We start from the raw sequence: 20973 nt of genomic DNA on the forward strand, positions 1-20973 counted from the left end.
GCCCGACGGCGAAATTGAAGGACCCCAAGTTGTCCTGCCGGCTGGCTGGCCGTCCGGTCCCGGCAGCAGCGTTCATGAGTTCAGCTTGTCGGCGAACTGAGCCCATCAATGGCGTTCGCCGATCGAATGAACGACCCGAATGGGATATTTCAGGAACGAAAAAATTCAACTGAATCATAGAGTTTGAAAATTTCGTATCTTTTGATCACGCTCGATTTCAACGGCGCGGGCGTCATTGTCTCATATATTGACGTTAAATTAACATCGCGATATGGTTCGTTCAGTCCGCAAGGTACCCGCCGCTTTGTATCGCCGTTGCCCCTCGCTTGTTGTTATGTCTGTCGCCCTTGCCCCAGCCTGCAGGATTGTCGTGCAGTGCGCATCGCCAGTTGCTGAAAGAGGCGGTGATCATGCCCAGTTTGCTTGGAATCGATAACGGTCTCACGGTTACCAAGGCGGTGATCTTCGATGCCGATGGCACGCAGTTGTCGGTGGCGCGTCGCCGGGTGCCGCAGTCGATGCCCCATGCGCGCTGGGTGGAGCGCGACATGGCGGGCCTCTGGCAAGCGACCGCCGATGCAATCAAGGAAGCGATCGCCCTGTGTGGCCGGCCTGCGGACGACATCAAGGCGGTGGCGGCGACCGCGCATGGCGACGGTCTCTATCTGCTCGACAAGGATCGCCGGCCGCTAGGGCCAGGCATCCTGTCGCTCGACAGCCGCGCCGGCGAGATTGTCGAAAGATGGTCGGCGGATACGGTCTTCGACGAAGCGCTCGCGCGCACGGGCCAGGCGCCGCATGTCTCGGCGCCATCGGCGCTGCTTGCATGGATCAAGCAGAACGATCCCGATCGCTATGGTCGCATCGGCCACGTGCTGGCCTGCAAGGACTGGCTTCGCTTTTGCCTGACCGGCACGATCGGTACCGACCGTACGGAGGCGAGCACGTCGTTCACCGATTACCGCACCCAGGCTTACGCGCCGGAAGCGATGCAGGTCTTCGGGTTGGCCGACCTTTTCGGCGCGCTGCCGCCGGTTGCGCATTCGGCCGACATCGTCGGTCACGTCACCGCCGATGCCGCCGAAATGACTGGCCTTCGCCAGGGAACACCGGTCGCGTGCGGCCTGCACGACGTGACCGCTTCGGCGCTGGGCATGGGCGGCCATGAGGAGGGCGTGCTCGCCATCGTCGCCGGGACCTATTCCATCAACGAAGTCGTCTCTTCAAAACCGCGCGTCGACCGGCGTTGGTTCTGTCGTAACGCCATCGATGCAGGCCGCTGGAACAACATGGCGATCTCGCCGGCCTCGACCGCGAACTACGACTGGTTTCTCGACACGTTCTGCCGCTCGGAACAGGACAGGACAAACGCGGATGGCGGCTCGATCCACGAACTGCTGGCGAGCGAGATCGACGCGGCGCTGAAGAAGCCTTCGACCATCCTGTTTCATCCCTATCTGTTCGGCTCCCCCCATGGTGACGTGGCCAGCGGCAGTTTTGTCGGCCTGCACGGCTGGCACAATCGCGGCGACATGCTGAAGGCGGTTCTGGAAGGCATAGTCTTCAATCATCGCACCCATGTCGAAGCCTTGCGCGAGGGCTTCGCCGTTCGCGAGATCCGCCTGACCGGCGGCGGTTCGCGTAACCCGGCCTTCGTCCAGATGTTTGCCGACGTGCTGGACGCTCCGGTCACCATCACCTCGACCGACGAGGCCGCCGCCTTGGGTGCCGCCCTTTGCGCCGGCGCCGCGGTCGGCATCTTCGCGACGCCACAGCAGGGCGCCGAGCAGGTCGGCATGACGGCGCGCCAGTATCAGCCGGTGCCCGCCTCCAGTGCTGTGTTCAACGAGCGCTTTTCCCTCTATTGCCGCATCGCCGAGCAGCTGAAGTCGCAGTGGCCTGACATCGAAAGGCTGGCGCGGCCGGACACCAGGGGGACCGCATGATCAAGGCCGACGAACGACGCGAAGAGATCGCCGACTATGTGATCAAGCTCGGCCAGGTGCGCATCGACGATCTGGTCGAGCATTTCGGCGTATCGCGCATGACCATCCACCGGCATATCGACCGGCTGGCGCAGCAGGGCGTGCTGCGCAAGCTGCACGGTGCGGTGACGGTTCAGCCTTCCGGTCTCTACGAAAGTGCCTTTCGTTATCGCGTGACGGTCAACAGAGCCGAGAAGGATACGCTGGCGCGGGCGGCACTGGATTATGTCGAAGCCGGACAGGTGGTCATGCTGGACGATTCGTCGACCGCGAACGCCGTCGCCACGCTGCTGCTCGACATCAAGCCGCTGACCGTCATCACCAACAGCGTAGCGACGGCTTCGCTGCTGACCAATGTCGACGACATCGACTTCATCTGTCTCGGCGGCAAGTACCACGGCACCTACAATGCCTATATCGGCATCGTCTGCGAGAACGCCGTGGCGCAGCTTCGCGCCAATGTGCTGATCTGTTCGGCATCGGCCATCACTGGCACCACCGCCTTCATCCAGGATCCCAATGTGGTGCGGGTCAAGCAGGCGATGATGGCCGCATCGGTGAAACGCATCCTGCTGGTCGACCATGCGAAATTCGATCGGATCGCGCTGCATGTCTTCGACGATCTGACCAGTTTCGATGCCGTGCTGACGACCGGGGGGCTGGGCGACGCACAGGCGCAGAGCCTTGAACGGGCCGGCGTGAAGCTGCGCGTCATCGAGACAAAGGCACAATGAGTCCAGCCGACGCAGCAGGTGCGGAAAACCCGGCCAGGCGGCTCGCGGCCATGGCCGGGACCGGCGAGGTCGACGTCGTCATTCTTGGCGCTGGCATCAACGGAGCGGGGCTGTTTCGCGACCTGTGCGCGCAAGGCGTCAGCTGCCTGATCGCCGACAAGGCGGATTTCGGCTCGGGCACCAGTGCCGCGCCGTCGCGGCTCATCCATGGCGGCCTGAAATATCTCGAAACCGGCGAGTTCGGGCTGGTGGCGCAGTCGACGCTCGAACGCAACCTGCTTTTGCAGAACGCGCCGCACTATGTCAGCCCGCTGCCGACCGTCATCCCGATCTTCTCCTGGAGCAAAGGCATGCTGGCGGCGCTGCGAACGCTGTTCGGCTCGACCAGCGCGCCGCGCAGCCGCGGCGCCATTCTGATCAAGATCGGCCTGATGATCTACGATTTCTATGGCTCGCGAAACCAGGTCATGCCGCGCCACCGCATGGTCGGGCGGCGGCAGGCGCTCGGTGAGATGCCGGCGCTCAACCCTTCGATCGTCGCCACCGGCACGTACTACGATGCCAAGATAAGCCATCCCGAAAGGCTGGTGCTCGAACTGATCCTCGATGGGCTGCAGGCCAATGCAGCCTCGGCCAGCACGAACTACACGGCGCTGGTGAACTCAGCCAATGGCGTGCTGACCTTTCAGCCGGAAAGCGGCGCCGCATTTTCGGTTCGGCCGAAGCTGGTGGTGAATGCCGCCGGTCCCTGGATCGACGATGTCAACGCCTTGCTTGGCGCGCCGTCGAAGATGATCGGCGGCACCAAGGGCTCGCACATCCTGCTGAAGCATGACGACCTGGTAAAAAGCCTGGCCGGCCGCATGCTCTACTTCGAGGCCGATGACGGCCGCATCTGCCTTGTCTACGACTATCTCGGCCTGGCGCTGGTCGGCTCGACCGACATCAAGGCCGACAACCCGGACGAGGTCCGCTGCGAACCGGACGAAGTCGAGTATCTGCTCGAGAGTGTGCGGGCCCTGCTGCCGGGCATGGCGTTCGAACGTGACCAGATCGTCTATGCCTATAGCGGCATCAGGCCGCTGCCGGCGTCGGAGACATCGGTGCCCGGGCTGATCAGCCGCGACCATTCGGCCCCGGTCGCCGAGCCGAACCGGGACAGGCCCTTCGCGGTCATCTCGCTGGTCGGCGGCAAATGGACGACATTTCGCGGCTTCGCCGAGGAAGTCGCCAACACGATACTCGACCGCCTGCAACGCAGCCGCAAGGTGACGACGCAATCCATGCCGATCGGTGGCGGCAAGGACTTCCCAGCCAATGCCGCAGCGCGCACGGACTGGCTGGCTCGGGCGCGGTCGCAAACGGGCATCGGGGAACGACGTCTCGACCAATTGCTGTCCCGCTACGGAACCCGAGCCCTGGAGATCGCCAGGTACGGGCCGGATGGTGAGGGCCATCTGCCGGACTCCGGCGGCTACGGCAAATCGGAGATCGACTACATCGTCCGCAACGAGTTCGTCGAACATCTGGCCGATATCGTCATGCGCCGCAGCACGCTCGCCATAGGCGGCACCCTGACATGCCGGGACCTGCAGGAGATTGCCGTGATCGCCGGGTGGGCGCTGGGCTGGAGCGCTGAGCGCATTGCGCAGGAAGTCGAGGCCGCCGTTGTGGAGCTCGAAGGCAGGAACCTGATGCGGCTGGACTGATCCCGCCATCGACAGTGCCAATGCCCCTTTCTTGAGGCAATCCGACCGGTTTGCCCATGGCGCCGTCGCATCCGCAAAGCGTCCCAACTCACAGCCGGATTGGGATTTTTATCCCGTTGGGTATATCTGATTAAAAGCAGACACTTAGTGGATAATTCGGCGGCGATGATCTTTGCGTGGCCACCGGCGATGGCATTAAATAACATCGATTGACGTTAAATTAACATCGCCATATGATCAACTAACATGCCGACCTGCTAATGGGCGGAGGTCGCCGATGCGCCGGCAGGAGGATCGGGAGGGCGCGGCTTGTGAATTCCCGCCGCGGCTTGGAAGCCGATCCGCAGAGGGATTGACAGCGATGCAGGGATGTGAAAATTTTTGCACACAAAGATAATAATATCATCTCAGGGAGGAGATGGCTTGAAATCCGGCGGAACCGCTAACCGCGACCACGAGTCCAGTCTCGCCACGCGCGCGGCCTGGCTTCACTATGCGGGCGGTCTCACGCAGGCCCAGGTGGCCAAGCGGCTTGGCCTGACCAGCCTCAAGGCACATCGGCTCATCACCAAGGCCAACCAGGAAGGTCTGGTCAGGGTCTTCATCGACGGCGACGTCGCCGAGTGCGTGGAGTTGGAGCAGCGCCTGACCGCTGCATACGGGCTCGACTATTGCGAGGTGGTTCCGGATCTGGATCAGGAAGACCTGCCGCTCAGGGGTCTGGGCATCGCCGGCGCGCAGTTTCTGAAGCGCGAGATCGATCGCGGCGAAGACATGCTGATCGGCGTCGGTCATGGCCGTACCCTTGCTGCCAGCGTCGAATATCTGACGCGCACCGCCGCCGCCCACATCCGTTTCGTCTCGCTGCTTGGCGGGGTGACGCGCAAGTTCGCGGCCAACCCGCACGACGTCATGCATCGGCTGGCCGAGCGGACGGGCGCGCAGGCCTATGTGATGCCGGTACCCTTCGTCGCCAACACCGCCGAGGACCGTGAGGTGCTGCTTGGCCAGCGCGGCATCAGCGATGTCTTCGCACTCGCAAGCCGGTCCGACCTGATGTTCGTCGGAATCGGGACAGCCGAGCGGGAAGCCTCGCTGGTCGCAACCGGCATGATCGAGCATTCCGAAATCGATGAGGTCAAACGTGATGGCGGCGTCGGCGAGCTGCTCGCCCACTTCTTCGACGACAACGGGCGCCCGGTGGAAACGGCGCTGTCGGACAGAATCCTGGCGCTGCCGCGTGACCAGTTGAAAGGCCGAAGGATCGTCGCCGTCGCCGGCGGCAAGGTGAAAGTGCGGGCGATCAAAGCGGTGCTCGAAAGCCGTTACCTGAGCGGCCTGATCACCGATGAATGCACCGCCCGTGCGCTTGTCGAACAAAGCCAATCCAATGCGGCGTACGGCGCGGCGAAGCACCATGTGAACGGAGGATCGTCAAATGCGTAACAACGGCAAATCCGCTTCACCGGCGGTTGCGTCATGAGCGCGAAGGCCACCACGGCGCCAACCCGTCAGACCTCGCCTGGCCTGCGGCGCACCATCGCTGCCGCCGCGGTCCTGGTTCTGCTCGGCGCCATGGCGCTCGACACCAAGGTCGTCAGGATCGGATCCGCGGGCGACGTTCGCAGCGCCGTCTTTTCCGCGGCCGACTATGGCAAGTCGGAGTTTCCCAAGGTGCAGGCCGATGTCGAAGCACGCGCCGCCGACGCGGTGACGGTGGCGACGGCGATCGCCAAGGACAGGGCGACGGCCGAGAAGGAATACGGCGTGCCCGCCGGCGTCGGACCGGTCATCTCGGTCAAGTTCAGCGGCGTCGTCGGCGAGGGAAAATCGGGCATCTACAAGGTCACCGTCGAGGGCGTGCCGGACACGTTGCAGGTTCGCGTGCAGACGGGCCCGGCGATCAACGGCACCGAGCTGCGCGACGCCACCGGCAAGATCACGTTTGGCCAGTTCACCAATCAGATCGAATACCAGGACGCCGGCTCGGCGCTGAACAACGAGATGAAGAAGGAAGTCCTGGCAAAGGTCGATACCAGCGCCCTGACCGGCAAGACCATATCGGTGGTCGGCGCGTTCAAGCTGGTCAATCCGAAGAGCTGGCTGGTCACTCCGGTGAGGCTGGAGGTGCAATGAAACCGGCTGCCGACACCGGGCCCGCGACTGGAGACGCCGTGCTTTCGGCGCGCAACATCGTCATGTCGTATGGCGGCGTTCATGCGCTCAAGGGCGTCAATTTCGACATCCATCGCGGCAAGGTCACCACGCTTTTTGGAGAGAACGGCGCAGGCAAGTCGACGCTGATGAAGATCCTGTCCGGCGTCGTCACGCCGACATCCGGCGACATCGTGCTCGACGGCAATCTCGTCAGTTTTTCCTCGTCCTCGGACGCGCGCGATCGCGGCATCTCGATCATCCACCAGGAACTCAGCCTGGCGCCCAATCTCAGCGTTCGCGACAACATCTTCATGGGCCGAGAACTGCGCACCAGGACCGGCCTCGACTTCGCCGAGGAGTCGCGCCAGGCGCGCGCGCTAATGGCCGACCTCGAGGAAGACATCGACCCGATGACCCTCGTCGAGGATCTGCGCCTCGGCCAGCAGCAGATCGTCGAGATCGCGCGGGCGCTCTCGGTCGACTCGCGCATCCTCATCATGGACGAACCGACATCGGCACTCAGCGCGACCGAGGTGGAAGTGCTTTTCAAGGTGATCCGCGATCTGACCAGCCGCGGCGTATCCATCGTCTACATTTCGCATCACCTCGAAGAGGCGCTGCAGATCACCGATTACGCCGTTGTCCTGCGCGACGGCGCGATAACGGCGACGGCTGAAGCCGGGGACATCGATCTCGAGTGGATCGTCCGCAACATGGTCGGCGAGAATTTCGATCTCGGCTCGCCGCCGACCGGCCATGAATTCGGCGAGGTCGCGCTGTCGATCGAGGATGTCAGCGTCATAGACACTTCGGGCTCGGGCTATTCGGTCGTCGATCACCTGTCGCTGGACGTCAGGGCGGGCGAGATCGTCTGCATCTATGGGCTGATGGGCGCCGGGCGCACGGAATTGCTGGAGGCCGTCGCCGGACGGGTGCCGATGGCGGGCGGCCGTGCGCTGCTGGAAGGCGAGGACGTCTCGGGGCTGAGCATTGCCCAGCGCATCGCCAGAGGCCTTGTTCTGGTCCCCGAGGATCGCCAGCGCGATGGGCTGGTGCAGACGATGACCGTCGGCCGCAATCTTTCGCTTGCCAGCATCGAGGCGTTTGCGAAAGGCCTGTTTCTGTCCCGCTCCAGGGAGCGAGAGCTGGTCGAAGAGTCGATCCGCAAGGTGACCGTCAAGACCGCGGGCGGCAACGCCATGATCGGATCGCTGTCCGGCGGCAACCAGCAGAAGGTCGTCATCGGCAAGATGCTGACGACCAACCCAAAAGTCATCCTCCTCGACGAGCCGAGCCGCGGCATCGATGTCGGCGCCAAGGCCGAGGTCTTCCGCTTGCTGAGCGAGCGTGCCGCGCAAGGCCTGGCGGTCGTCTTCTCGACTTCCGAGGTCAACGAGTGCCTCAGCATTGCGCACCGGATCGTCGTCATGCGCCGGGGCAGGATTTCAGCAGAGTTCGGCGCCAACGCCACCAAAGAGCAGATCATGGCCGCCTCCGGCGAAGCCGTGGTCGCCTGATCACCAGGAATTTCGGAGCCCCGACCATGACCGACGTCAGCCAGGCCAGAAAACAGTCCAGTCCAAGCGCGCGCGGCGAAGGCTTCGATCTCGCCAAGCTGCTGCTCGAGGGCCGGGCTTTCTTTGCCCTGATCGTCATCATCGTCGTCTTCTCGATCCTGTCGCCCTACTACCTCTCGGTGGCGAATTTCCTCACCATGGCCTCGCATGTCGCCATCTTCGGAATTCTCGCGGTCGGCATGCTGCTCGTCATCCTCAATGGCGGCATCGATCTGTCGGTGGGGTCGACGCTCGGCTTGGCCGGCGTGGTTGCCGGCTTCCTGATGCAAGGCGTGACGCTGACCTGGCTGGGCGTCGTTCTCTATCCGCCGGTCTGGGTGGTCGCGGTGATTGCCTGCATGCTCGGCGCCGGCGTCGGGCTGATCAACGGTGTGCTCATCGCGCGCTTCAAGGTTCCGGCTTTCGTCGCCACGCTGGGCGTCATGTACATGGCCCGCGGTCTGGCGCTGCTGATGACCAGCGGCCTGACCTACAACAATCTCGGCGGCAAGCCGGAGCTCGGAAACACCGGCTTCGATGCGCTCGGCTTCAACCGCCTGTTGGGCGTGCCGACCGGCGTGGTGGTTCTCGCGGTCATCGCGCTCATCGGCAGCATCGTCTTGAACCGCACCGCCTTCGGGCGCTGGCTCTACGCATCAGGCGGCAACGAGCGCGCGGCCGAACTGTCCGGCGTTCCGGTCAAGACGGTGCAGGTTTCCGTCTATGTGCTGTCAGGCATCTGTGCCGCCATTGCCGGCCTGATCCTGTCCTCGCAGCTGACCTCGGCTGGACCGACCGCCGGCACCACCTACGAACTGACGGCCATCGCGGCCGTCGTCATCGGCGGTGCGGCGCTGACCGGCGGGCGCGGCAACATCCGCGGAACCCTGCTTGGCGCCTTCGTCATCGGCTTCCTGTCCGACGGTCTGGTGATCATCGGCATCTCGTCCTACTGGCAGACAGTGTTCACCGGCGCGGTCATCGTGCTCGCCGTGCTCCTCAATGCCGTTCAGTATCGCCGCCGCAGCAAGCTCCCAAGCTCGACAGGTGGCCAACCGACTTCTCAGCAACGGGGGAAGGCCGAGCCGGCCAATCCTGCCCAAGGGAAGACTGCCATGTGAACTGGCAGCAATACCGCGTAAATCATTTGGAGGAATGTACATGAAAACAATGCTGAAAAGTCTGCTTGCAGCCGCGATGGTCGTCGGGTTTACGGCCGCCGCGTCGGCCGCAGGCCTGATCTCGATCATCGTCAACGATCCGGCCAACCCATACTGGCTGACCGAAGGCAACGTCGCCAAGGCCGAGGCCGAGAAGCTCGGCTATACGGCCAACGTCGCCGCCCACAAGGGCGACACCAACACGGAAAGCAACCTGATCGACACCGCCATCACCAACAAGTCCGTTGCGATCATCCTCGACCCGGCCAACGCCGACGGCTCTGTCGGTGCGGTGAAGAAGGCGATTGCCGCCAACATCCCGGTTTTCCTCGTCAACGCCGAGATCAACCAGGAAGGCCTCGCCAAGGGGCAGCTCGTTTCCAACAATGCTCAGGGTGCTGCTCTGGGCGCCCAGCAATGGGTGCAGGCAGTTGGCGAAAAGGGCAAATATGTCGAACTCCTCGGCGCTCCGTCGGACAACAATGCCGCCACGCGCTCAAACGGTTACGCGACCGTGCTGAGCCAATATCCGGACTTGGAGAAGGCCGCCTCGCAGGTCGCCGACTGGGATCGTACCAAGGGCCACGACAAGATGCAGAGCATGCTGCAGGCCAATCCCGACATCATCGCCGTGATCAGCGGCAATGACGAAATGGCGCTCGGCGCGGTTGCTGCTCTGAAGGAAGCCGGCAAGCTTTCCGGCATCAAGGTCGGCGGCTTCGACGGCTCTCCGGACGCGGTTGCAGCGATCAAGTCCGGCGAACTGCAGTACACCGTGCTTCAGCCAGTCGCCATCTTCTCGGCCAAGGCCGTGCAGCAGGCGGACTCGTTCATCAAGAGCGGTGCCACCGGTGCCGCGACCGAGAAGCAGCTGTTCGATTGCCTTCTCATCACCAAGGACAATGTCGACAAGTACACCGCACCCTTCGTGCTGTCGGAATGAAACCTGCACAGGGGGTGTCCTTGCGGACACTCCCTGCCTCTTCCACGGCTTGAGACGACACGATTGTGCTTGTGAATTGCCTTCGTAACCAACCGGAATTTGCGGCATGAAAGATCTGCTGATCGGGATCGACGCGGGAACGTCGGTGATAAAATCGGTCGCTTTCGATCTGTCCGGGCGGCAGCTCGCGATGACGTCGGTGACCAACAGCTTCGTCACGCTGGAAGGTGGCGGCGCCGAGCAGGACCTGGATCAGACCTGGCGCGACATGGCACAGACGGTTCGCGACCTGGCGACCAAAATTCCCGACCTCGCGCAACGAACCGCGGCAGTTGCCATCACCGGGCAGGGCGACGGAACCTGGCTGATCGATGGCGACGGCTTGCCTGTCTCGCGCGCCTGGCTGTGGCTTGACGCCCGCGCCGGACATCTGGTGGACGAGATGCGCGCCGATCCCCGCGATCGCACGCGGTTTGAGCTGACCGGCACGGGGCTCAATTCCTGCCAGCAGGGCGCCCAGCTTGCCTTTATGAAAAAGAACAATCCGGACATGCTGGAGCGGGCGGCGACCGCGCTGCATTGCAAGGATTGGCTTTACTTCAAGATGACGGGCGAACGCGCCACAGATCCGTCCGAAGGAACTTTCACCTTCGGCGATTTTCGCTCGCGCAGCTATTCCGACGAAGTCTTCGACATCCTGGGTCTGACGACGCATCGCCGCCTGTTGCCTCCGATGCTCGAAGGCACCACCGACCATCATCCGCTATCGCGCTCGGCAGCGGGAGAGACCGGCCTGCTTGAAGGTACGCCTGTTGTCCTGGGCTACGTGGATATGGTCATGACAGCGCTCGGAGCCGGGCTCTATGATCCCTCAGGTAATGTCGGCTGCACGGTCATCGGCTCGACCGGCATACACACCCGCTTCGCCCGCACACCCGGCGATGTCGTGCTCAACGACGATGGGTCCGGCTATACGATCGCCATGCCCGTGCCGGGTGCCTTTGCACAGCTGCAGTCCAACATGGCCGCGACGCTCAACATAGACTGGCTGCTTGGCCTTGCGCGCGACGTGCTCATTGCCGGCGGCGCCGAGCTCTCGCGTGACGAATTGCTGAAAGCGCTCGACGTCTGGGTGGAGGGATCGGAACCGGGATCGCTGGTCTACCAACCTTACATATCGCTCGCTGGCGAACGCGGACCATTCGTCGACCCTAATGCGCGCGCGGGCTTCATCGGTCTTTCGGTCAAGCACGGCTTCGGTGATCTGGCGCGCGCCGTCCTTGAGGGGTTGGCCTTCGCCGCCCGTGATTGCTACCAGGCGATGGGCGCCGTGCCGAGCGAGATCCGGCTGTCGGGGGGTGCTGCGCGCAGCCCGTCTCTGCGTCGCATCATTGCAGCCGCGACCCGGGCGCAAGTGCGAACCAGCAGCCGCCAGGAAGCAGGTGCGGCGGGTGCCGCGATGATGGCCGCCGTCGGCCTTGGCGTCTATGGCTCCATGGAAGACTGCGCTGCCGAGTGGGTGACGCCGCTTCTCGGCGACTGCGATGCCTATGACGAGGCGCTTTCGCAAACCTACGATGCGCTCTTTCCTTCCTTCGTCGCGGCGCACCAGGCGCTTCGGCCGGTGTGGAAGGGCATGGCGCACCGCACAGGAGCAAAGTCTTGAGCAATACAACAGATGTCGTCGATCTCTTCGTGATTGGCGGCGGTGTCAACGGAGCCGGCATAGCGCGCGATGCGGCAGGTCGCGGGTTGTCCGTCATCCTGTGCGAAAAGGATGATCTCGCGCAGGGAACCAGCTCGCGCTCGGGCAAGCTTGTGCATGGTGGCCTGCGCTATCTGGAGTACTATGAATTCCGGCTGGTTCGCGAAGCGCTGATCGAACGCGAGGTGCTGCTCGAGGCGGCGCCGCACATCATCTGGCCCATGCGCTTCGTGCTTCCGCACAGCCCGGAAGACAGGCCGGCATGGCTGGTCCGGCTCGGGCTGTTTCTCTACGACCACCTTGGCGGCCGCAAACGGCTGCCGGGAACCAGGACGCTCAATCTGGGAACAGCGCCGGAAGGGGCGCCGATCAAGGACGAATTCAAGCGCGGTTTCGAATATTCCGACTGCTGGGTCGACGATGCGCGCCTGGTGCTGCTCAACGCCTTGGACGCCAGGCAGCGCGGCGCCAGGGTGCTCACGCGCACCGCCTGTGTCGCGGCGCGCCGCGAAGGCGGACTGTGGTCGATCGACATGCAGGATAGCCGCACGGGTGCTGTCACGAAAGTCCGCGCGCGGGCGCTGGTCAATGCGGCAGGGCCATGGGTCAACGACATCGTGAGCCGCGTCGCCGGGCAGAATTCCACCCGCAACGTTCGGCTGGTAAAGGGCAGCCATATCGTCGTGCCCAAGTTCTGGGAGGGACGGCAGGCCTATCTCATCCAGAACAGCGACAAGCGGGTGATCTTCGTCAACCCCTACGAGAGTGATCTGGCGCTGATCGGCACGACCGACATTCCCTACGAAGGCAGGCCCGAGGAAGTGGCAGCCGAGGCAAGCGAAGTCGAGTATCTGATCAAGGTGGTCAATCGCTATTTCAAGCGGCAGCTGACACCACAGGACGTGGTCCATAGTTTCTCGGGCGTGCGTCCGCTCTATGACGACAATGCCGACAATCCAAGTGCTGTGACGCGCGACTATATTTTCGAACTCGACGCTCCGAATGGCGGCGCGCCGCTGCTTTCGGTATTCGGCGGCAAGATCACCACCTTCCGCAAGCTGTCCGAGCATGCGCTGGAAAAAATCCAGCCGTTCTTTCCGACGATGCAGAAGGCATGGACGGCGACTGCCGCCTTGCCGGGGGGCGACCTGCCGAACGCAGACTTCGAACAGTTCCTGAGCGACCTGCACACCGAGTTTTCGTGGCTCGGCCCGTCGCTGGTGAAGCACTACGCTCGAAGCTACGGCACCCGTGCCAGACAATTGCTCGCCGGGGCACTTGGCGAGGCCGATCTCGGCCGCCGCTTCGGCCCCGATTTTTATGAACGCGAGGCAAAGTTCCTGGTCGACACCGAATGGGCCGGCACATCAGCCGATATCCTGGAACGTCGTACCAAACATGGCCTGCATATCAATGCAGCCGAGCGGAAGACATTCGAAGACTGGTTCGGTAACATCATGGCGACGGCAGACTGATGGCCTTCACGCTTTCCCTCAACACCAACCCGCTGGTCAACCGCTTTGCCGATCCCGACGACCTGATCGACGCGATTGCCTATGGCATCGGCATCCGCGACGTGCAGCTGACGCACGAATTCGTCAACCCGGGCTGGCCGGCGGCGACGATTGCCAAATTCCTGCGCCGGTTCAACAGCGCGCTTTCGCGGACCGGTGTCAGGATCACCTCCGGCATGACCGGACCCTATGGCCGGCTCAACCATTTCGGCCATCCGGACGCGGATGTCCGGCGCTACTATGTCGATTGGTTCAAGACCTTCGCCGACATTTCCGCCGAACTCGGCGCTTCGGGCATGGGCACGCAGTTCGCCATATTCACCTACAAGGATTACGACGATCCGCAACGGCGGGAAGTGCTTCTCGACATCGCGCTCGAATGCTGGCGCGAGGTTGCCGAACACGCTAGGGCGGCGGGGCTGACATACCTGTTCTGGGAGCCGATGTCGGTGGGCCGCGAGTTCGGCCACACGATCGAGAGCTGCGTTGCCCTGCAGCGCGCCATCGATGCGGCGAAGCTGCCCATACCGATGAAGATGATGGTGGACATCGACCATGGCGACGTCACTTCGCCCGATCCTGCCGATACCGATCCCTATGCCTGGGCGAAAGCGTTTCCATTGCAATCGCCGATCATCCACATCAAGCAGTCGTCGATGAACAAGGGCGGGCATTGGCCGTTCACGGCCGCCTACAACAAGGATGGCCGCATAATTCCGCAGAAGCTGCTCGACACGGTGCGGCAGGGCGGCGGAACCGACAACGAAATTTGCCTTGAACTTTCCTTCAGAGAGAGGGAACCGGTCGATCATCAGGTGATCGGGATGATTCGTGAGTCGGTGGATTTCTGGGCGCCTTACATCGACAGTGGCCGTGACAGTCTCAAGCTACGGGCTGAATGAATCAAGCGCCGTCCGAATTTCGGATCGAAGGAGAAAAGAATGACCCCATATTGGGTCGGCACGAGCTGGAAGATGAACAAGACGCTGACGGAAGCGCTGGAGTTTGCGGATGCGCTGGCGGCGTTCGTGCCCGGTTTCGATCAGGCGATACAACCTTTCGTCATTCCGCCATTCACCGCCGTGCGCGACGTCAAGGCGGCGCTGGCCGCGACCCGCGTGAAAGTCGGCGCCCAGAACATGCATTGGGCGGACGCCGGTGCCTGGACGGGGGAGGTTTCGCCGGTGATGCTCAGGGATTGCGGGCTCGACCTGATCGAACTCGGCCATAGCGAGCGCCGCGAGCATTTCGGCGAAACGGATGCGACTGTCGGATTGAAGACTGCGGCCGCAGTCAGGCACGGTTTCGTGCCGCTGATCTGCGTTGGAGAGACGCTGGCCGAGCGCGAAGAGGGCCGCGCCGATGACATTTTGACTGCCCAGGTTCTCGGGGCGCTACACGGTCTGAAGGACGATGAATTGTCGGCAGAAATCCTCTTTGCCTACGAGCCGGTCTGGGCGATCGGCGAGAAGGGTATCCCGGCAAGCGCCGGCTATGCCGACAAGCAGCAGGCGCTGATCAAGCAGGTCGCTGCAAGCCGGTTGCCGGCTGCCCCGCTCGTGCTCTACGGCGGCAGCGTCAATCCTGGCAACGCGGCCGAATTGATCGGCCAGCCGCATATCGATGGCCTGTTCATCGGTCGCTCAGCATGGCAAGCGGAAGGCTATATCGACATTCTGAAAAAGGCGTCGGCCGCCATCGGGCGCTGACCGCCAGGGCAATTCCAGGAAGAGTGTGAAACGGTTTTCCATCCGGACTTGCGTCAACCACTCTACGACAAGAAAGCAAAGGAGTTCATCGCCATGAAAATCGCACTCGGAGCCGACAGCGCCGGCAAGCCGCTGCTCGATGTCATCGCCAAGCATCTCGCCACGAAGCCGGAGCTGCAGGTCGTTGATCTCAGCCAGGCCGGATACTACGCCGATATCGCCGCCAAGGTCGGCCACGAAATTCTGGACGGCAGCTACGACCGGGCCATCCTGTTCTGCGGTACCGGCATTGGCGTCAGCATATCCGCCAACAAGGTCCCAGGTATTCGCGCCGCGTTGACCCACGATACCTATTCCGCCGAGCGCGCCGCCAAGTCCAACAACGCCCAGATCATCACCATGGGCGCCCGCGTCATCGGTCCCGAACTGGCGAAATCGATCGCCGACGCGTGGCTCGCTTCGGAGTTTGATCCGAACGGTCCGTCCGCCGCAAACGTTCAGGCCATCGACAAGCTCGACAGCAAGCGCTGAAGGCGTCGGGACTGACTGGTTGAACTAGACGGTCAAGGCGTCCCGCATCGCCTCGATCATGGTTACGGCGGACGCGGCGCCTGGATCCATATGGCCAAGCGAGCGTTCGCCGAGGCGGGAGGCCCGGCCCTTGGTGGCGATCATCGCCTTGGTCGCTTCCGCGCCTGCCTTTGCCGCCTGCGCGGCAGCCTCGAGACTGCCGACCAGACCCTTGCCGGAGGCCAGCGCCTCGCCCGCCGCCTGCGCTGCCGGCGCCCATGCATCCATCATCGTCTTTTCGCCTGGCTCGGCCTTGCCGCGATCTTGAATGCCCTTGGCCATGGCCTGGAACATTGCAACTGCGTCGGCGTCGTCGAGCGTTGCCTTGCCCTTGACGGCTGCCGCGCCGCGCATGAACGCGGTGGCATAGAGCGGACCCGAGGAGGCGCCGACGGCATTCAGGAACGATTTTGCCGCCGTGTTGAGCAATGTGGTCGGATCGGTGGACCCGGTATCCAGCGCCGCGACCGCATCGCGTGCCGCTGAAAATCCGAGCTCCATCGCAATGCCGTGGTCGGCGTCGCCGATGATACCGTCAAGCGCGCACAGCCGGTCCCTGTCGGCTGACATGGCGTCTGCGATGGCCGCGAACATGCTGGCCAGGCGGGCAGTGTCGATTGTCGTCATGTTCTTGTCCTTGCCGCAGAGCAGGTTTAGCCAGCGCGAAACATGGCGCAGTCGCAAGGATGGTCCAGCATCGTCTGCAACTCGCCGTCGAGTTGGTGCAGCGTGATCGAGGCGCCGGCCATTTCGAGCGAGGTGCAGTAGTTGCCGACCCACGTCGCATGAATCGACACACCGATATCATCGAGCCTCTGCTTCACCCGCCGGTTCATGATGTAGAGCTCCATCAGCGGCGTCGAGCCGAGCGAGTTGACGAGCACGGCGACCTTGTCGCCACGCGCCGGCGCCATCTCGTCGAGGATCTTGTCCAGCATCTCATCGGTGATCTCGTCGGCCGTCTTCAGCTTTTCGCGGGCGATGCCGGGCTCGCCATGGATGCCCATGCCGATCTCCATCTCGTCCGGCCCGATCTCGAAATTGGGCCGGCGGGTCTGCGGCAGCGAACAGGGCGACAGCGCCACGCCCATGGTGAAGGTGTGGTCGTTGGCCTTCCCCGCGATGCGCTCGCATTCGTCGAATGACAGCATCCGGTCGCAGGCGGCACCGGCCGCCTTGAAGATGAAGAAATTGCCGGCGACGCCGCGCCGCTTGTGCCGCTGGTCACGCGGTGCCGAGGCGACATCGTCGGTGCTCAGCACCGTGCGCACCTCGATGTCGTCCATCGCGGCCATCTCGGCGGCCATGTCGAAATTCATCACGTCGCCGGCATAGTTCCCGTACATGAACAGCACGCCGGAGCCGCCGCTGACCGCCTTGGCGCATTCGAGGATCGGATCGGGTGGCGGCGAGGCGAAGACGTTGCCGATTGCCGCCGCATCGGCCAGCCCCTTGCCGACGAAACCGAGGAAGCTCGGCTCGTGGCCCGAGCCGCCGCCAATGACGAGGCCTACCTTGCCCTGGCGCGGTCCGTCGCGGACGACGATCGAGCGTCGGCTGCCGTCCAGGCTTTTGAGATGGCGGGGATGCGCGGCCAGGATGCCTTCCAGCATCTCGTCGACGGCGCGGTTGCCGTCATTGATGATCTTCTTGGTCTGCACCGGCAGCCTCCCGATTTCGATATTTTTGCAGATGATACCGGGTGTTATCGGGATTTCCACCCGGCTGCGAGCATTTCACGCGCTGAGGTGTCCTCGCGCCGCCACCGTTGACGAGCATGCCTGGACGGAAGCGTCTAGTCGGGTTTCGCCAGACCCGAATTGAACTTGCGCCGGGTGGCGGGTCAAGAATTGGCCGGTCCTTGCGATTGTCTCGGAAAAGTCCCGGCGGTCAACCCGGACCGCGGCCCGAGGACCTGCCTGTCCGCGAAAACGACGTGCGGAGGCGATAGCGGTCGCCGGCATATCGGATGGTTGAGGAGAGCAGCGGCCGGCCGGCCGCATCGACGATGAGCTGGCGCATCACCAGGGTCGATTTGCCGACGTCGATGTCGAGATGGCGCGCCAGTACAGGATCCGCGCCGCGCGCCTCGATCGTCGTTTCGGCGCGGGCCAGGTCGACGCCTGCATCGATCAGCAAGCCGAACAGCGACGCGGTTCGAAAATCGACCCCGCTGAGGTCGGGAACAAGAGCGAGGGCGAAGAACGAGGTGTCGACGGCGACCGGAACCTGGTCGAGGCGCCGGATCCTCTCCAGGTGGAAGAGCGTCGCGCCGGGGGCGATCGAAAGTTCCTCGGCCTCGTCCAGCGAAGCAGGCGCTTCCGCGGCGCGCAACACGTCGGAGGAGGGTGTCAGGCCGAGGCGCTTCGCGGTTTCGCTGAAGGATTCCAGCGTGTTGGGAAACTCCTTCGGCACCTTGGCCGAGACGTACCAGCCGCGCCCGTGTGAAGGCGTCAGCACACCTTCCTCGACAAGGCTTTGCAACGCCCTGCGTAAGGTCACCCTGCTGATCGACATGCGCGTGAACAGATCGCGCTCGGCCGGCAGGCGCGCGCCCGAGGCAAGTTTGCCGGTGGCGATCTCCTGCCGGATCGCATCGGCCGCTTGCCGCCAGAGCGGTTCGGGTCCGTCCGACTGCAGTGGCGAGCCCTCCATCTCAGTCACCCATCCGCCTTCACCTTCTCCCAGACGCCGGTTCGCATCGAACGGTAGCAGGCGTCAATCACCTGGTTGACGATGACGCCGTCCTCGAAGGTTTCCAGTGGCGTTGTCCCCGCCGCGAAGTGTTCCACAAAATGTCGCATCTGTTGTGAAAAACCGTAGGCCCGGGTCTCCTCAGGCACCGGATAGACCCAGCCAGTCTCGGAATCGGCCTTTTCGACCAGATAACCCACCGGCTTTTCGATAAAGCCCCAGACCGGACCGACCGAAGTGTCGGTGACGATGCGGCCGGCCGAGCCGACCAGTTCGTGGCGAAGCTGCATGCCGCCTTTCTCGATCCATGACGATTCGATCGTGGCGAGCTGGCCGCCGGTGAATTTCAACAGCGCGATCGCGGTGTCTTCTCCTGTCGTCTTGTCGCCATGGACCAGCGTTGCGCCCCACGCCATCACCTCGGTGATCAGATTGTCCTTGCCAAAGAAGTGGCGCGCGCTTTCGACGGTGTGGCAGCCCATGTCGAGCAGGGCGCCGCCGCCTGCGAGCTCGGCGTTCCAGAAATGCGGTGCATGCGGCCCCGAATGCGCTTCGCGGGCGCGCATGGTGAGGAGATTGCCGATGCCGCCCGCCTGTATCATCTGGTGGGCCTTGGCGATGTTGGGGGAAAACACGGCGCATTCGGCATAGCCGTGCCAGATGCCGGCGCGCTGGACGATGTCGAGGATTTCCTGCGCTTCCTTGCCCGTGCGCGCCAACGGCTTGGTGCAGATGACGGCCTTGCCGTGCCCGGCGGCAATCCTGACGGCTTCGAGATGGATCTCGTTGGGCAGAGCGATCACCACGATCTCGACAGCCGGATCGGCGCAAAGGGCGTTGATATCCCTGTGGGCGGTAACCTTTGGACCCCATTTTTTCGCGAAGGCTTCCGCGCGCTCGAAACTGCGCGACGAGCAGGCGACGAGCTCGGCGTTGCGCACGTCGAGCAGCGAGTCCGCATAGGTCTCGGCGATGAAGCCCGAGCCCAGAATTCCAACACCAATCATCAAGTCCTCCCAAATCCAGACCGTGTGCCCTGTCTGTTTGCCGTGCCCGGTCGGGGCACGAGGCCATTCAACAGGAAAAGACAACACAATACCACTTGTCACAACATGTATCAGTAGGTATGGTCCCAGGCAACAGTGCAAAATCGTGAATCCACACGAGGCACCATCTTGAGGGAGAGCAGGAAAATGCGTTCCATGCGTGTATCGATCCCGCTGGCGGCAACGCTTGGCGTGATGTTTTCAGGCGGCGTCGGCGCCGCTTTTGCAGACCCTGTCACCATCACTTTGAACAGCTGGCGCACCGAGGACATCGCGGTCTGGCAGGACACCATCCTGCCCGCCTTCGAAGCCAAGCATCCCGACATCAAGGTCGAGTTCGCGCCGATCAACACCAATGAATACAACGCCGCCGTTCAGTCGCAGATCGAAGGCGGCGCCGGCGGCGACCTCATCACCTGTCGCCCCTTCGACGTGAACCGCGAATGGATCAAGCGCGGCTATTTCGAACCGCTGGAAGGGCTGCCGGGCCTGGAAAACTTCGACAAGACGTCCCGCGCAGCGTGGTCGGGCGCCGACGACAAGGCCTACTGTCTGCCTGTCGCCGCGGTACTCGCCGGCTTCTACTACAACGCCGACATCTTCAAGGAACTGGGCCTCAAGGTGCCGACCACCAACGCCGAGTTCATCGAAGTCCTGCAGGCGATCAAGAAGGACGGCCGCTATACGCCGCTGGCTTACGGCTCGGCCGAATCCTGGCAACTCGCCTATAATGGTCTCTACAGCATCGGCCCCGCCTACTGGAAAGGCGAGGAGGGCCGGCTCGGCCTGATCGACGGCAAGAAGAAACTGACTGACCCCGAATTCGTCGATGCCATCGCCGCTTTCGAAGCCTGGAAGCCGTTCCTGCCTGCCGGACAGGAGAGCCTGAACTATGCCGACATGACGCAGCTGTTCACGCTCGGCAAGGCGGCCATCCTCCCCGACGGTTCGTGGGACATCAACCAGGCGACCTCGACCGGCCTCAACGTCGGCGTGTTCGGTCCGCCGGTGCCGAAGGCAGGCGACCAGCGCTACCTGCAGGAGATGCCGGACATGGGCATCGGCATCAACGCCAAGAGCACGCACAAGGAAGCTGCCAAGACCTTCCTCGACTGGGTTGCCGGTCCTGAATTCCAGGAACTCTACGTCAATGCCGCGCCTGGCTTCTTTGCCATGAGCAGCAAGCCGGTCACCTACAAGAACAAGCTGGCGCAGGATTTCGCCGACCTGAAGAAAGGTGCTGAGCTGACGCCGCGGCTAGCGCTGGATCGTTTGAGCGCCGGCACGCCTCCGCTCGACGACGAGACCTGGCGCTTGCTGCAGGTGATGTTCACCAAGTCGGACGTCACCCCGCAGCAGGTCGCGACGGAGCTTCAGGCCGGACTCGCCTCCTGGTACGGGCCGCAGAAGAAGTAACCTGGGAACGTCTCGCGCATGCCTTGCCAGCCGGCGAGGCATGCGCGAAGCCTGCGGGCACGCCGCGCACCATGC

General features: G+C 63.2%; 18 protein-coding genes. 14 read left to right on the forward strand and 4 right to left on the reverse strand.

Going from position 1 to position 20973, the window contains the following annotated elements; genetic code table 11:
* The first annotated feature begins 410 nt into the window (after window positions 1–410).
* The 13 genes from AC1D10_RS16300 (at window position 411) to derI (ending at window position 15703) form a co-directional block, all read left to right on the forward strand.
* The gene (locus tag AC1D10_RS16300; protein ID WP_477273480.1) at window positions 411–1946 is read left to right on the forward strand and encodes an FGGY-family carbohydrate kinase; all 1536 of its coding nucleotides are present in this window, start codon (window positions 411–413) and stop codon (window positions 1944–1946) included.
* Window positions 1943–2719, forward strand: coding sequence for a DeoR/GlpR family DNA-binding transcription regulator (locus tag AC1D10_RS16305; RefSeq protein WP_477273482.1), 777 nt, complete (start codon window positions 1943–1945; stop codon window positions 2717–2719). Before AC1D10_RS16300 ends, AC1D10_RS16305 begins: the two co-directional genes overlap by 4 nt.
* Window positions 2716–4428, forward strand: a complete 1713-nt coding sequence (locus AC1D10_RS16310; protein ID WP_477273484.1) for a glycerol-3-phosphate dehydrogenase/oxidase — start codon at window positions 2716–2718, stop codon at window positions 4426–4428. The genes AC1D10_RS16305 and AC1D10_RS16310 overlap by 4 nt, the downstream gene beginning before the upstream one ends.
* A 423-nt stretch (window positions 4429–4851) precedes the next feature.
* Entirely contained in the window at window positions 4852–5874 is a 1023-nt protein-coding gene (locus AC1D10_RS16315; protein ID WP_477273486.1) for a sugar-binding transcriptional regulator, read from the forward strand.
* 33 nt (window positions 5875–5907) lie between these two features.
* On the forward strand, window positions 5908–6564 hold the full coding sequence (locus tag AC1D10_RS16320; RefSeq protein ID WP_477273488.1) for a DUF2291 family protein: 657 nt from the start codon (window positions 5908–5910) through the stop codon (window positions 6562–6564).
* Complete coding sequence (locus AC1D10_RS16325; protein WP_477273490.1) at window positions 6561–8102, forward strand: sugar ABC transporter ATP-binding protein; 1542 nt, start codon at window positions 6561–6563, stop codon at window positions 8100–8102. The genes AC1D10_RS16320 and AC1D10_RS16325 overlap by 4 nt, the downstream gene beginning before the upstream one ends.
* A 26-nt stretch (window positions 8103–8128) precedes the next feature.
* Window positions 8129–9262, forward strand: coding sequence for an ABC transporter permease (locus AC1D10_RS16330; protein WP_477273492.1), 1134 nt, complete (start codon window positions 8129–8131; stop codon window positions 9260–9262).
* Between the two features lie 40 nt (window positions 9263–9302).
* Window positions 9303–10244 carry a D-ribose ABC transporter substrate-binding protein gene (locus AC1D10_RS16335; protein ID WP_095081092.1) on the forward strand — a complete coding sequence of 314 codons (942 nt, stop codon included), beginning with the start codon at window positions 9303–9305 and terminating at the stop codon, window positions 10242–10244.
* A 106-nt stretch (window positions 10245–10350) separates the two neighbouring features.
* Window positions 10351–11910 carry an FGGY family carbohydrate kinase gene (locus AC1D10_RS16340; RefSeq protein ID WP_477273494.1) on the forward strand — a complete coding sequence of 520 codons (1560 nt, stop codon included), beginning with the start codon at window positions 10351–10353 and terminating at the stop codon, window positions 11908–11910.
* Entirely contained in the window at window positions 11907–13424 is a 1518-nt protein-coding gene (locus AC1D10_RS16345) for a glycerol-3-phosphate dehydrogenase (protein WP_477273496.1), read from the forward strand. Before AC1D10_RS16340 ends, AC1D10_RS16345 begins: the two co-directional genes overlap by 4 nt.
* Window positions 13424–14365: a sugar phosphate isomerase/epimerase family protein gene (locus tag AC1D10_RS16350; RefSeq protein WP_477273498.1), complete on the forward strand. Its 942-nt coding sequence runs from the start codon at window positions 13424–13426 to the stop codon at window positions 14363–14365. The genes AC1D10_RS16345 and AC1D10_RS16350 overlap by 1 nt, the downstream gene beginning before the upstream one ends.
* 39 nt (window positions 14366–14404) lie before the next feature.
* Complete coding sequence (locus AC1D10_RS16355) at window positions 14405–15172, forward strand: triose-phosphate isomerase (protein ID WP_477273500.1); 768 nt, start codon at window positions 14405–14407, stop codon at window positions 15170–15172.
* Between the two features lie 93 nt (window positions 15173–15265).
* Window positions 15266–15703, forward strand: coding sequence for a D-erythrulose-4-phosphate isomerase (gene derI, locus AC1D10_RS16360; protein ID WP_111547084.1), 438 nt, complete (start codon window positions 15266–15268; stop codon window positions 15701–15703).
* 24 nt (window positions 15704–15727) lie between these two features.
* Here derI and dhaL read toward each other — a convergent pair whose 3' ends face one another.
* The 4 genes from dhaL to AC1D10_RS16380 all read right to left on the reverse strand — a co-directional run bounded on the left by dhaL (window position 15728) and on the right by AC1D10_RS16380 (window position 19443).
* Window positions 15728–16369: a dihydroxyacetone kinase subunit DhaL gene (gene dhaL / locus AC1D10_RS16365; protein ID WP_477273502.1), complete on the reverse strand. Its 642-nt coding sequence runs from the start codon at window positions 16367–16369 to the stop codon at window positions 15728–15730.
* Between the two features lie 26 nt (window positions 16370–16395).
* On the reverse strand, window positions 16396–17403 hold the full coding sequence (locus AC1D10_RS16370; RefSeq protein WP_477273504.1) for a dihydroxyacetone kinase subunit DhaK: 1008 nt from the start codon (window positions 17401–17403) through the stop codon (window positions 16396–16398).
* Window positions 17404–17632: 229 nt separating this feature from the next.
* A complete protein-coding gene (locus AC1D10_RS16375) occupies window positions 17633–18397 on the reverse strand; it encodes a GntR family transcriptional regulator (RefSeq protein ID WP_477274111.1) in 765 nt (254 codons plus the stop codon).
* Between the two features lie 5 nt (window positions 18398–18402).
* The gene (locus AC1D10_RS16380) at window positions 18403–19443 is read right to left on the reverse strand and encodes a Gfo/Idh/MocA family protein (RefSeq protein WP_477273506.1); all 1041 of its coding nucleotides are present in this window, start codon (window positions 19441–19443) and stop codon (window positions 18403–18405) included.
* Window positions 19444–19629: 186 nt separating this feature from the next.
* Here AC1D10_RS16380 and AC1D10_RS16385 point away from each other — a divergent pair, with 186 nt between their 5' ends.
* Window positions 19630–20898, forward strand: a complete 1269-nt coding sequence (locus tag AC1D10_RS16385) for an ABC transporter substrate-binding protein (protein WP_477273508.1) — start codon at window positions 19630–19632, stop codon at window positions 20896–20898.
* The last annotated feature ends 75 nt before the right edge of the window (window positions 20899–20973 follow it).

It is taken from the genome of Mesorhizobium sp. P2_A8, from assembly GCF_056404935.1.